10 protein-coding genes are annotated in these 12,503 nt (G+C 65.2%); 4 read left to right on the top strand and 6 right to left on the bottom strand.

Features of this window, described 5'->3' with window-relative positions; all coding sequences use genetic code 11:
• Positions 1 to 269 precede the first annotated feature (269 nt).
• A complete protein-coding gene (locus E4680_RS06275; protein WP_135281547.1) occupies positions 270 to 746 on the top strand; it encodes a hypothetical protein in 477 nt (158 codons plus the stop codon).
• Positions 747 to 870: 124 nt separating this feature from the next.
• Here E4680_RS06275 and E4680_RS06270 read toward each other — a convergent pair whose 3' ends face one another.
• The 5 genes from E4680_RS06270 to E4680_RS06250 all read right to left on the bottom strand — a co-directional run bounded on the left by E4680_RS06270 (position 871) and on the right by E4680_RS06250 (position 5,837).
• Positions 871 to 1,356 carry an FKBP-type peptidyl-prolyl cis-trans isomerase gene (locus E4680_RS06270; protein WP_135281546.1) on the bottom strand — a complete coding sequence of 162 codons (486 nt, stop codon included), beginning with the start codon at positions 1,354 to 1,356 and terminating at the stop codon, positions 871 to 873.
• A 77-nt stretch (positions 1,357 to 1,433) separates the two neighbouring features.
• Complete coding sequence (locus tag E4680_RS06265; RefSeq protein WP_135281545.1) at positions 1,434 to 1,772, bottom strand: helix-turn-helix domain-containing protein; 339 nt, start codon at positions 1,770 to 1,772, stop codon at positions 1,434 to 1,436.
• 242 nt (positions 1,773 to 2,014) lie between these two features.
• Positions 2,015 to 4,135, bottom strand: coding sequence for an O-antigen ligase family protein (locus tag E4680_RS06260; protein WP_167792411.1), 2,121 nt, complete (start codon positions 4,133 to 4,135; stop codon positions 2,015 to 2,017).
• A 463-nt stretch (positions 4,136 to 4,598) separates the two neighbouring features.
• On the bottom strand, positions 4,599 to 5,027 hold the full coding sequence (locus E4680_RS06255; protein ID WP_135281627.1) for a pilin: 429 nt from the start codon (positions 5,025 to 5,027) through the stop codon (positions 4,599 to 4,601).
• A gap of 246 nt (positions 5,028 to 5,273) precedes the next feature.
• Positions 5,274 to 5,837, bottom strand: coding sequence for a DedA family protein (locus tag E4680_RS06250; protein ID WP_135281543.1), 564 nt, complete (start codon positions 5,835 to 5,837; stop codon positions 5,274 to 5,276).
• Positions 5,838 to 6,080: 243 nt separating this feature from the next.
• On the opposite strand from E4680_RS06250, the gene E4680_RS06245 reads away from it, so the two are divergent.
• The 3 genes from E4680_RS06245 to E4680_RS06235 are packed head-to-tail and all read left to right on the top strand — an operon-like array spanning position 6,081 to position 11,023.
• The gene (locus E4680_RS06245; RefSeq protein ID WP_135281542.1) at positions 6,081 to 7,145 is read left to right on the top strand and encodes an HlyD family secretion protein; all 1,065 of its coding nucleotides are present in this window, start codon (positions 6,081 to 6,083) and stop codon (positions 7,143 to 7,145) included.
• A complete protein-coding gene (rbbA, locus tag E4680_RS06240) occupies positions 7,142 to 9,898 on the top strand; it encodes a ribosome-associated ATPase/putative transporter RbbA (protein ID WP_135281541.1) in 2,757 nt (918 codons plus the stop codon). Before E4680_RS06245 ends, rbbA begins: the two co-directional genes overlap by 4 nt.
• Before the next feature lie 3 nt (positions 9,899 to 9,901).
• Positions 9,902 to 11,023, top strand: a complete 1,122-nt coding sequence (locus E4680_RS06235; protein ID WP_135281540.1) for an ABC transporter permease — start codon at positions 9,902 to 9,904, stop codon at positions 11,021 to 11,023.
• Between the two features lie 102 nt (positions 11,024 to 11,125).
• Here E4680_RS06235 and E4680_RS06230 read toward each other — a convergent pair whose 3' ends face one another.
• A complete protein-coding gene (locus tag E4680_RS06230) occupies positions 11,126 to 12,496 on the bottom strand; it encodes a sigma-54-dependent transcriptional regulator (protein WP_135281539.1) in 1,371 nt (456 codons plus the stop codon).
• Positions 12,497 to 12,503: the final 7 nt, after the last annotated feature.

Raw genomic sequence — 12,503 nt, 5'->3', positions numbered from 1 at the left:
GTGGTGGCGGCTTGTCGCCGAATCAGGGAATACGCGTATCCGATCGGGTTCGGGCAGGATCCGAACCGGCGGCACGCCGCGAAGCAGCGCAGTTTAACGGCTTGAGGATGGCGCGCAAGTGTGACCGCGTGGCCGGGGCATGCGCGTGACGGACTCGCCTTGGGTGGCCGCTTATGCTTAACATCGGCGTTTGCGCCCCGGGGCTCGTGTCCCGGACCTGTACCGAATGACCCGTGTCGTACGGGATATCGTTGGAGTAGTGTCGAGCGATGAACACCGAAACCGCCCTGACCCAGGAACGGGCCGAGCTGTTGCGTGACAGCCTGTCCGGCATGATGCAGAAACTCTTCGAGGCGGGTCCGCCGGATCCAGCAGATGAGCGCAGTCCCATGCAGCGCTTGATGGAAGGGCCCGCACGGGATGAATTCATGACGATGATGAAGCTGATCACCTTTGCGTTCGTGCAGAAGCTGATGCCCTACATGGGCGGTGGTGATCCCATGGACCCGTCGATTCTGGGACTGCAGGGCGCCGCGGTGTCGGTGTCTGGAGAGACCGCAACCTACAGACTCAAACCCGGCCGGCTGATCACGCACTGGGTCAACGAAAAGGGCCAGTACAAGGTTCAGGACGTGGACTTCAAGGTGAACTGGTGGTGGGTGCTGTGGAACTGGCGGTTCGTACGGGATATGCGCCGCAAGATGAAGGAACGGCAGGCTGCATTGCCCGCGCCCGGCGCATCCTGATTACGAAGGCCTCGGGTTCTCCGAGCTACGCACTGCACCGGCGCATTGCCTATCGAGGACACCTGCATCGGGATCGAAGCGTGCGGCCGGGATCCATGATCCGGCTACACGCCTGCCGGCCTGATCAGTGGTGATGGCCGCCGGACCCATGCACATGGCCGTGGGTGACTTCTTCCTCGGTAGCCGGCCGGACTTCACGCACGGTGATGTCGAAGACCAGGGTCTCACCGGCGAGTGGATGATTGGCATCCACCACGACCTGATCGCCTTCCAGGCCGGTCACGGTGACGATGTGGACTTCACCTTCGGCTTCGGTTTGAAACTGCATGCCGATTTCCATGCGCTCGATGCCAACGAACTGATCGCGGTGAACAACCTGGATCAGTTCGTCGTGACGCTCGCCGTAGCCCTGTTCCGGAGGCACCGACACGTTGAACGAATCACCGGCGCTTCGGCCGGCGAGTGCCTGTTCCAGACCGGGCACGATATTGCCAGCGCCGTGCAAATAGGTCAGCGGTTCACCGCTCTGGCTGGAGGAATCGATCAGATTGCCTTCAGGCGTTGTCACGGTATAGTCGATGACGACGACGGTGTTGTCGGCGATTTGCATGGGAATGCTCCGGAATCGGGGGGATGAGGAAAGACCACGCGTTTGGGTGGCCCGGCAAGCAGCTGGATAGGCGCAGACTAACTCAGCGCGCGCAAAAAATCGATCAGGGCGCGGCGGGCGGTCGCGGAGAAGTGGCTGAATAGCGCGAGCAGCTCCTGCTCTTCCGGGGTGATCGTCGTGTTTTGACGCCCCTTGACAGCGCGCCCGCGCATGGACCCATGCCCGGTTGCGAGCCACTCGTAATTGACCGCGAGCAAACGCGCAATTTGCTCCAGCCGGTCCCGGCGCGGCGAGGTTCCGCTCCCCGACTCCCACTGACTGCAGGCGCTGCGGGTGACGCCCAGCAGCTGCGCCAGGCGGGTTTGGGAAATGCCCGTTCGTTCCCGGGCTTGCTGAATACGTTGGCCGATCGTCATGAGAATTCCGCCTGTCGGACTGATCCAGATCAACTATGACTTTAAATATAGCTCGACAAACACCAATGTCCGGCCGAGCCTTGCTGAGTGCATCGGCACGCCGGGCATGGGGCTTGAGATTCCGCGCAAGGCGCCGGATTTCGGCGTTGCACGAGACACGTCGAGCCGATTGTCAGGATGCACCCAATCCACTCGTAATTGCATACTGTCGCCGAATTCCTTTACAGAACATGGCTGTCTCACTAAGGCGCGGTCATCGACGCTTCCGCAACGGGTGCGGTGGCGTCGGGCGAATGGGTCAGCAGCCGTTCGGCGGTTGCATTCTCTGGATCAAACCGCTGCACCATCCGCGCCAGATCCGCTGCCCACCGGCGATCTCCCGTTGCCTCGGCGAGCGTCATGGCTTCACGCAGCAGCTGCTGCCACGCCGCAACGCGCTCGGGCGGCATGCTGATGCGCGACCAGGGCAGCGCGTCCAGCAGCGTTTCGAGTGCGTGCGTCGGCTCACCCTGATCGGCGAGCAACTGCGCCAGTCTCAGGCGATGCGACGGATTGGCCGGATGGCGCGTGACGGCCAGTGCCAGGATGTCATCCGGCCGTTCCGGAAAGTCCGGCGCCATGTGCGGGGCGAGGCTGGGGAAATGCCACAGTAGCTGGCCCATCGCGTCATACACATAAGGATTGCCGCGACTGGCCGAGAGCCAGTGGCGCGCATGCGTGACCGCAAGGCCTGCCCAGATCGCTCCCGTGGGCCCGTTGCGTTCGGTCAGCGCCAGGTCGATGGCCGATGTGGTGAGCGCCTGTTGCGTCGCGACGTGATGGGGGCGCAGCGCGGCAAAGGCGGTGGCCATCTGATAGCGCGCGAGCGGGTCGGTGCGGCGTTCGGCGAAGAGCGGCCAGCGGTTCTGGGCATCGAAAGCCTGGGAAGCCAGCCAGTCCAGCGTGATCGCGCCGACGGCAAGGCTGGCCGCCAAGCCATAGGCCGCGCCGGCCAGGCGCGGATGGGCGGCAAGGCGCACCGGTCGCAGCGGCACTGGCCCGGCGGCGTGCCGGGCGCGCGCCAGCAGCAGGCCGGCCAGCAGCGCCAGCGGCGCCACGTAGAAGATGAAATTCACCGTCGCATGCACGAACAGGCCGAGCACCGGCAGTACGGCGACCCAGCCCGTCAGTGCCGCGCCGCGCCGGCGCCGGTCGTGCGCAGGACCCATGCGCTGCCACAGCCGCCCGGCGAGCACGAGCGTGCACACTCCGGCCAGGATCAGGATCGCCAGAGCGAGGGGCCCGGCTTCGGCCAGCAGTTGCAAGTAGTCGTTGTGCGCCAGATTGCCGTTGGAACCGCGGTCAGCGAGTGTGCGGTGATGCAGGTAGTGCAGCTTGTAACTGCCCAGGCCCTGGCCCGTGACGGGCCGTTCGCGCCACATGGCCAGGGTCGAGCGCCACATGGCGAGCCGATCCTGGGTCGATTGATCGCCGGCGAGATTGACCACCTCGCGGGTGACCGGTGCATCCGGCAGGTAACGCACGGTGCCCCAGGCCAGTCCGGTCAGCACGAGCAGGATCGCGGCCGGCGCGCGCCAGGGCATCGCAGCGCGGCGCAGGCCGATCAGCAGCGGGGGGAGCATCAGCAGCAATACGCCGATCGCCCCGCGCGAGACCGTCGCGAACAGCGCCCACAGCATCAGCGCGAGCACGGCGATCAGTGCCACCCGGGCGCGCCAGTTGCGCGCGCGCGCCAGCGCCAGGAAGACCCCGGGAACGGCAAGGTAGAACAGCGCGCCGAAGGCGTTGAGATCCAGGAACGGCCCATTGCTGCGCCCGCCGAAGCGCAGCCATTCGATCACGCCCCAGACGGCGAGCAGCGTGAGCAGCGCGCCAGTCGCGCACTGTAGTCCGGCAGGGTGTGCGCCGCGCGCCAGCGCCGTGATGCCGAGCAGGTAAGCGAGCGGAAAGAGCCCCAGAATCCAGGCGAACCAGAGGCTGGTGGACGGCAGTGTGCTGAAGGCGACGTTGCCGAACAGCACGATCAGCGTCGCGATGGCCAGCAGGGCGCTGCGCGTGGCCGGAAAATACAGGATGAGCTGCGCCGGGCGGTGCATCGTGCGGGCGGCCGGATCGTCCGGCTGCGCAAGGCCTGCGCCGTCGAGGGCGTTCATCGGGCCAGCCGGACGTGCCTCATCACGGCGCGCTTCGCCAGGCCGGGCAAGGGAGTCGCCAGCGGCAAAGGTCCGGGCAGCCGCATAGAACAAGGCTGCCAGCGCGATGGCCAGCAAGATGAGCTGCGCCTCGGTGCGGACCAGAAACAAGGTCGCAGCCAATGCGAGCGCCAGCGGCCAGAGCGGCGGGGGACGGTGGGTCGGGGTCATGATGTGGTTCCCGGGTGGGCCGAGGCGGCCTGTCCCTAAGGTTCTCGTCACGGCGGCCATGAGCTTGAGCCGCCGGTTGGGTCGTGTGGTGCACTCCAAGCGGCACGCGGTGTCTTCAGGCTCCTGTATTCGTTCGTCATCACGAGGGGCGCAAGGGCCGTGGCGATTCATCGGGGGTTGGTCGGAGCCCGGATGCGCGGGACGGCGTCCTTCGTCAGGCGATTCTGCGCAATGGCGGGGAGGAGAGGGCGGAGCCGGGATCCCGTCACGACGGATTCAAGGCGGGATCGCGGCGGTTGATTGCCGCGTTACCACACCCCCCCGCTGGGATGGGCAGCCGGAAGGAATCCAGCGAGGATCTGTCACGACCGCGATGCGCACCCGGATGCGGGCCAAAAAAAGCCCCCCAGGCCAGGGCATGGGGGGCAGGGTGGTTGGGTCTTCTTTGTTCTGAGTTTCAGGCTCAGCGGCAGTTGGCGGGGCGGTAACGGTCGTCCAATGTACCTCCTGAGCAGTCCCATTGGATGGCGTCAGTGGGCGCAGTGCCGGCAACGAGTGCGGTCGAAGAACCAGCGGTAGGCACCAGAGTCATCGTGCCATTCCCAGCGGCTGCGGTGTATGTGATCGTAATCGTGCCATTAGAGGAACTGATGCCGACGCTTGTGACATTGTCCGTGGCACTGGGTGCCGTCCAGCCTGCACTAAATGCAGTACCAGACATGGCATTTTCAGCCACGGTGGTCTTGGCGGCCGAGGCGAGGCTCATGCCCTCGGTGACGCGGGCGCGAATGGTGTAATCCTGATAGGCGGGGATGGCGATGGCGGCGAGGATGCCGACGATGGCCACCACGATCATGAGTTCGATGAGGGTAAAACCTTGTTGCTTGTTCATGGAGATGTCTTCCTTTTTTTGTGCTTGCACAGGGTGGTCTCGTTTGGGTTCGGCCGGTCGCGTGCACATCCGATCCGTGACTGACCCTAAGCAGACATCGTGCCAGTTAAATAATAAATTGATTTTTAATTAAAAAATTGGGTTTCTTTGCCGGTCGATCCCGGTTCACCGGTCCGGCGTCCGGCGGCTACGGTCAGGATGTGACGCAGGCTGTCAGTCTGTGTACCGGCCGATGTGGCCCGGACGTCAGCAATCGCTATTGCGGCCCCCGGGGCGGTGATGCCAGAGGATCGCACCGAGGACTGCGAGGATGGCCCCGATGAGCCAGCGGCCATTAGGGCAGGCGGAAAGTGCGGTCCAGGCATTGCCCAGACCGTAACCGATGCTGGTGATCACCACCGCCCAGAGCAGCGCGGCCACGGCATTGAGTACGGCGAAGCGGATCGGATCGATGCGTGCCCAGCCCATCAGGACGGGACCGGCGATGCGCAGGCCGATGAGAAAGCGGATCGTCAGAATCAACCGGGTGTGATGCCGGTCCAGCAGCGATTGGAACCAAGGTGCCCGGCGCGCCAGGGGCGGGAGCCGGACCAGCAACGGGGTTCCCCAGCGCCGGCCGATCTGGAACCACGCTTGATCGCCGAGCGTACTGGCCACCGCCGCGATGGCAATCACGGTGGGCAGGTGCAGCAGTCCATGATGCGCCGCGGCGCCGGCGGCGAGCAGCACGCTTTCGCCTTCCAGAACCGCGCCGACGGCGACCGCGATGTATCCGTAGCGGGCGATGAGGGCAGCCAGCGAGAACGCCATGTCTGCAGAACACTCCATGTAACCACGGGACCTGGCCCGGGGAGGCATTATCGGCGATGGCGCGGTACCTGTCTTCCGACGTGTAACCTCGGGCTCGAGAGGGCATTTGTTGATCCAGATCAGGCCTCTGCCGGGCAAGATTGATAGGCTCGAAGCCAGCTCGCCGGTCGGCGCCAGCCCGGTTGTCTGCCCGATGTCACTCGCCGGTCCTTTCCGTTTCCGTTCACGGAGTCTGTTCATCCCATGAAGCGCACCTTCAGCCGGATGCTTGTCCTTGTCATTGCGGCATCTGCGATTGCCCTGCTGGTGTGGACGCTGCTGCGCCCCGATGGGCTGCCGGCCGGCGTGGCCGGTGGCAATGGCCGGATCGAGGCGGTGGAGATCGATGTCGCGACCAAGCTGCCAGGACGGCTTGGGATGATTGCGGTCCGGGAGGGCGATCTCGTCGAGGCCGGCGCGGTGCTCGCTGAAATGGATCAGGCCGCCCTGCGCGCCCAGGCGCGTGAGGCCGAGGCAAATCTCGAGCGGGCCCACGTCGCTGTGAAGACGGCCGAGGATCAGCTGCGCCAGCGCCAGGCCGAACGGCGGGCCGCAGCGGCGCTGGTGCGTCAGCGTGAAACCGAACGCCGCGCGGCCTTGCAGTGGCTGGGACGCATGCGCGAGCTGGAAGCGGCACACGTGGTGCCCGCGCAAAGCCTGGACGATGCGGTGGCCCGTTTCGACGGTGCGCGCGCTGCCGTGGCAGCGGCCTCGGCCCAGGCGGCGGCAAGCGATGCGGCGGTGAGCACGGCGGGGATGCAGATCGAGTCGGCACGATCGTCGGTGCGCGCGGCCGAAGCGACGCTCGAGCGCATCCACGCCGACCTCGACGACAGTGTGCTGCGCGCGCCGCGCGCCGGGCGGGTGCAGTATCGCGTGGCCGAGCCCGGGGAGGTCTTGCCGGCGGGGGGCGTGGTGCTCAATCTGATCGACCTGACCGATGTCTACATGACCTTCTTCCTGCCCACCGCGCAGGCTGGTCGGGTGGCGCTCGGCGCGGAAGCGCGTCTGGTGCTCGATGCCCTGCCCGATCGGGTCATCCCGGCGCGCATTTCCTTCGTGGCCGATGTGGCGCAGTTCACCCCCAAGACCGTGGAGACCGCCGAGGAACGGGCGAAACTGATGTTTCGCATCAAGGCGCAAGTCGATCCCGAACTCCTGCAGCGGCATCTGAGCCAGATCAAGACGGGTCTGCCCGGCATGGCCTACGTGCGCCTCGATCCGGCGACACCCTGGCCCGATGCGCTGCGCACGAATCCGCAGCCATGAGCGGCCGGCCGGGCGCACCCGCGGCGCGCTTGGTGGATGTGGCCTTGCGCTATGGTCCGGTAGAGGCACTGGCCGGTGTCACGCTCGATCTGCCGGCCGGCGACATGGTGGGGCTGATCGGTCCGGACGGCGTGGGCAAGTCGAGTCTGCTCGCGCTCATCGCCGGCGCCCGTAAGATCCAGACCGGCAGCGTCGAAGCGCTGGGTGTCGATATGGGCGATGCTGCCGCGCGACGCCGGGTGCTGCCTCGGATCGCCTATATGCCTCAAGGACTGGGACGCAATCTCTATCCGACGCTGTCGATCGCCGAAAACCTCGCGTTCTTTGCGCGCCTGTTCGGTCATGACCGGCGCGAACGGGACCGGCGCATCGCGGCGCTGACCCGAGCCACCGGCCTGTCGCCGTTTGTGGATCGGCCTGCAGGCAAGCTTTCGGGGGGAATGAAGCAGAAGCTCGGGCTGTGCTGCGCGTTGATCCATGATCCTGATCTGCTGATTCTCGATGAGCCCACCACGGGGGTGGATCCGCTGTCCAGACGCCAGTTCTGGCAGTTGATTGCGCAGATCCGCAACGAACGGCCGGGCATGAGCGTGGTCGTGGCCACGGCCTACATGGAGGAGGCGGCGCAGTTCGATCATCTGGTTGCGCTGGACGCCGGCCGGGTACTCGCCAGTGGTTCGCCGCAATCGCTGCGCGAACAGACCGGTTGCGATTCACTCGAGGATGCGTTCGTCACGCTCCTGCCGCCCGAAAAACGCCATGGCCACCGGGCGGTCCGGATTGCGCCGATGCCTCAGGGTCGGGATAGCGAGATCGCGATCGAGGCCCGTGATCTCACCATGCGCTTCGGCGACTTCACGGCGGTGGATCGGGCGAGTTTCCGCATTCGACGGGGCGAGATCTTCGGGTTCATCGGGTCGAATGGCTGTGGCAAGACCACCACCATGAAGATGTTGACCGGACTGCTCCCGCCGAGCGAAGGGCAGGCATGGCTGTTTGGCAAGCTGGTGGATCCGCGCGATCTGGGAACGCGTCGGCGGGTGGGTTATATGTCGCAGTCGTTCTCGCTCTATGCCGAGCTGTCGGTGGTCCAGAACCTGATCCTTCACGCGCGGCTGTTCGAGGTGCCCGAGGCCGAGATTCCCGGCCGCGTCGCGGAAATGGCGGACCGCTTCGGCTTGCAGGCGGTCAAGGACGCGCTGCCCGGGGCGCTGCCGCTCGGCGTGCGCCAGCGTCTCTCGCTGGCTGTGGCCATGATCCACAAGCCGGAAATGCTGATCCTCGACGAGCCCACCTCGGGCGTGGATCCGGTGGCGCGCGATGCTTTCTGGGCCACGCTGGGTGAGCTGTCGCGCCGCGACGGTGTGACGATCTTCATCTCCACGCACTTCATGAATGAAGCCGAACGTTGCGACCGGATCTCGCTCATGCATGCCGGAAAGGTGCTGGCGGTGGGTGCGCCGGCTGATCTGGTGCGCGAGCGGGGCGTGCAGACCCTCGAGGACGCGTTCGTTGCCGAGCTCGCGGATGCCGCCGAGGTCCACACGGACCCGCACGGCGATGCCATTTCAGCGGTGGGGACTCGCCCGGCTGCCGAGGCGGATGGACTGACCGGATTGCGCGGCTGGTTCGACCCGGGGCGCATGGCGAGCTACGCGCGGCGCGAGGCACTCGAGCTGATGCGCGATCCGATTCGGCTCACGCTGGCTCTGCTGGGTAATGCGATCCTGATGCTGGTAATGGGCTACGGCATCACCATGGACGTCGAAGACCTGACGTTTGCGGTGCTGGATCGCGACCAGACGGCGCTGAGCCGGGACTATGCGCTCAATCTCGCCGGATCGCGCTATTTCCATGAACGACCGCCGATCCGGGATGATGCCGAGCTCGACCGGCGGATGCGGGCAGGCGAACTGGGGCTGGTGATCGAGCTGCCGCCGGGGTTTGCGCGCGATATCGCGCATGGTCGGCCGGTACAGGTGGGGGCGTGGATCGATGGGGCTATGCCGGCGCGCGCGGAAACCATCCGGGGCTATGTGCAGGGCATGCATGTCCACTGGCTGACGCAGCGCGCCCGCCAATCGGGCTACCGCGCCCTGCCGGGGCAGCCGGCCCGTGTCGAGGTGCGCTTTCGCTACAACCCGGATCTCAAGAGTCTGGTGGCCATGGTGCCGGCGGTAATCCCGCTGCTGCTGATGCTGATACCGGCCATGCTCGCGGCGTTGGGGGTCGTGCGGGAGAAGGAGCTCGGGTCGATCACCAACTTCTATGTCACACCGACCACATCGCTGGAGTTTCTGCTGGGCAAGCAGGCCCCCTATGTCGTGCTGTCCATGCTCAGCTTTCTGCTGTTGACGCTCATGGCCGTGACCCTGTTCCGGGTGCCGTTTACCGGGAGCTTCGCAGCGCTGTTCCTGGCTGCCATCGCGTATGTGGGGGCCGCTACCGCGCTCGGCCTGCTGATCTCCACGTTCATGCGCAGCCAGATCGCCGCGTTGTTCGCCACGGCAGTCCTGACCTTGCTCCCGGCGGCCGAATACTCGGGCATCATCGATCCGGTTTCCTCGCTCGAAGGCATGGGCCGGGTGATCGGCCAGATTTATCCCACCACGCACTTTCTGACCATCTCCCGCGGCACGTTTTCCAAGGGGCTCGGATTCGCTGACCTGTCCGCGGCCTTCGTGCCGCTGCTGCTCTCGGCGCCGATTCTGGTGGGGCTGGCGGCCCTGCTCATGAAGCAGCAGGAGCGCTGAGTCATGCGGCTCTCTCATGTGCTGAACCTGGGGATCAAGGAATTGCGCAGCTTGTGGCGCGACCCGATCATGCTGTTTCTGATCCTCTACGTCTTCACGTTTTCGGTCTATACGCGGGCCACGGCCATGCCCGAAACCCTGAACAAGGCGCCGATCGCGATCGTCGATGAGGACCGTTCCCCGCTGTCCACGCGCATCGTCAGCGCCTTCTATCCGCCGCATTTCCTGCTCCCGCGACTCATCGATGCGGCCGAGATGGACGCACGCATGGATGCGGGGTTCGACACCTTCGCGCTCGACATCCCCCCGGAATTCCAGCGTGATGTGCTGGCCGGGCGGTCACCGGTCATTCAGCTCAACGTGGACGCCACACGCATGAGTCAAGCGTTTACCGGCAGCGGCTATGTCCAGACGATCGTGAACGACGAAGTGCAGGCGTTCGTCCGGGGGCATCCGCACAGTCCCGACCTTCCGGTGGATCTTGCGTTGCGCGCACGATTCAACCCCGAGCTGAACAAGTCGTGGTTTGCAGCCATCATGTCCATCATCAACGAAGTCACGATGCTCTCGATCGTACTCACCGGTGCGGCGCTGATCCGCGAGCGCGAACACGGCACGGTGGAGCACTTGCTGGTGATGCCGGTCACGCCGCTGGAGATCATGTTCAGCAAGGTCTGGTCGATGGGCTTGGTGGTGCTGGGCGCAGCCACGGCATCGCTGCTCTTCGTGGTCCAGGCCGGATTGGGGGTGCCGTTGCACGGTTCGGTCCCGCTCTTCATCGCAGGCGCTGCCGTGCACCTGTTTGCGACGACGTCCATGGGGATATTTCTCGGCACGGTTGCGCGCTCCATGCCGCAGTTCGGGCTGCTGCTGATGCTGGTGCTTTTGCCGCTGCAGATGCTCTCCGGCGCCAGTACGCCCCGCGAAAGCATGCCGGAGATCGTTCAGCTGGTGATGCTGGGTGCGCCCAATACCCATTTCGTCATGCTCGCTCAGGGTATTTTGTATCGGGGGGCCGGCTTTGGCGTGGTCTGGCCGCAATTCCTTGCGCTGGCTGCCATCGGCACGATCCTGTTCGCATTGGCGCTGGCGCGGTTCCGCCGGGCGCTGGCGACCATGGCCTGACGCCTGTCACTCGTGGTGTTCAGGCGTGCGCGGCGCAGGCACCCGGCGATTCAGGGCGCCATGGATGATCGCATCGGGCACAGCGCTGCTCCGGCCCTGAACTTAGTCCAGGCCGAGTTTCTTAAGGCGATAGCGCAGGGCGCGGAAGGTGATGCCCAGGGAGCGGGCCGTGGCCGTACGGTTCCAGCGATGTGCTTCCAGCGCCTTGAGGATGGTTTCCCGCTCGATGCTTTCCAGGGCGCCATCCAGATCGGCGGATGCAGAATCGGTCACGGACGAGATGACGTCAGGTTCGGTCTCCTCGGGGGTGAGTCCAATGGGTGAATCGGTGCGGATGGCGGCGGTGAGCTGGAGGTGCTCGGCGGTGATCACGCGACCGTCGCACAAGGTATAGGCCCGCTGGAGAATGTTCTCGAGTTCCCTCACGTTTCCGGGAAAGGGGTAGGCAGCCAAGGCCCGCTTGGCGCTGTCATCGAGACGCGGCGGGATGTCACCGGCAATCTGGCGCAGGATGTGTTCGATCAGTTGCGGCAGGTCTTCGCGCCGCTCGCGCAGCGGCGGAACGCGCAGCTCGATGACGTTGATGCGATAATAGAGATCCTGCCGAAACTGTCCGGTCTGCAGCATGTCATGCAGGGGTTTATGAGTGGCCGAGAGCAGGCGGACATCGACAGGTACCTCGCGACTTTCCCCGACAGGACGGACCGCCCGTTCCTGAATCGCGCGCAGCAGCTTGACCTGCATGGGTAAGGGCAACTCGGCGACCTCGTCCAGAAACAGGGTGCCGCCGCTCGCGGTCCGGAACATGCCGGCATGGTCATTTACGGCACCGGTGAAACTGCCCTTCCGGTGACCGAACAGCTCACTTTCCATCAACTCGGCTGGCAAGGCTCCGCAGTTCACGGGAACAAAGGGTTCCTCGTTTCGATTGCTCTGAGTATGGATGAGCCGCGCGACCAGCTCCTTGCCCGTCCCCGATTCGCCGCTGATGTAGATGGGCGCCTGGCTGCGGGACACCTTGGCAATCATGCCGCGCAGCCGGCGCATGGGCTCCGAATCGCCCAGCAGGATATGACGAGTCCGCCGCTCGGGCCGTGTCGTGCTGGCTTTGACGGCGGCGGCGACGAGCCGGCGCAGCATGTCGAGATCGACGGGCTTGGAGACGAAATCATAGGCACCGGCCTTGAGGGCTTCGACGGCCGATTCCACATTCCCATGGGCCGTGATTACCGCCACGGGCAGGTGCACCCCCATGGTGGCGATTTCGCGAACCAGATCGATTCCGTTGCCATCGGAAAGCCGCATGTCGGTGAGGCATAGGGCGTAGCGATGGCGCCCCAGTTGTTGACGCGCATCGGCGAGACTGGCGGCCTTGTGGCAGTTCAGCCCCATCCGCTCGAGGGTCAGGTCGAGCAGTGTCAGGATGTCCGGTTCATCGTCGACGAGCAGTACAGCGGGGCGTTGCTCCTGCATGAGGTCA

This window comes from Candidatus Macondimonas diazotrophica, from assembly GCF_004684205.1.
GTDB lineage: Bacteria > Pseudomonadota > Gammaproteobacteria > UBA5335 > UBA5335 > Macondimonas > Macondimonas diazotrophica.
Note: the sequence above shows the minus strand (reverse complement) of the source record. Positions and strands in the feature narration are given on the sequence as shown.

Excerpts from the sequence above, each read along its gene's own strand:
- E4680_RS06235 (WP_135281540.1), top strand. The coding sequence starts at position 9,902 with ATGCGGCTCTCTCATGTGCTGAACCTGGGGATCAAGGAATTGCGCAGC.
- E4680_RS06270 (WP_135281546.1), bottom strand. The coding sequence starts at position 1,356 with ATGCAAATCGCCGACAACACCGTCGTCGTCATCGACTATACCGTGACA.
- E4680_RS06265 (WP_135281545.1), bottom strand. The coding sequence starts at position 1,772 with ATGACGATCGGCCAACGTATTCAGCAAGCCCGGGAACGAACGGGCATT.
- E4680_RS06275 (WP_135281547.1), top strand. The coding sequence starts at position 270 with ATGAACACCGAAACCGCCCTGACCCAGGAACGGGCCGAGCTGTTGCGT.
- E4680_RS06250 (WP_135281543.1), bottom strand. The coding sequence starts at position 5,837 with ATGGCGTTCTCGCTGGCTGCCCTCATCGCCCGCTACGGATACATCGCG.
- E4680_RS06230 (WP_135281539.1), bottom strand. The coding sequence starts at position 12,496 with ATGCAGGAGCAACGCCCCGCTGTACTGCTCGTCGACGATGAACCGGAC.
- E4680_RS06255 (WP_135281627.1), bottom strand. The coding sequence starts at position 5,027 with ATGAACAAGCAACAAGGTTTTACCCTCATCGAACTCATGATCGTGGTG.
- E4680_RS06260 (WP_167792411.1), bottom strand. The coding sequence starts at position 4,135 with ATGACCCCGACCCACCGTCCCCCGCCGCTCTGGCCGCTGGCGCTCGCA.
- rbbA (WP_135281541.1), top strand. The coding sequence starts at position 7,142 with ATGAGCGGCCGGCCGGGCGCACCCGCGGCGCGCTTGGTGGATGTGGCC.
- E4680_RS06245 (WP_135281542.1), top strand. The coding sequence starts at position 6,081 with ATGAAGCGCACCTTCAGCCGGATGCTTGTCCTTGTCATTGCGGCATCT.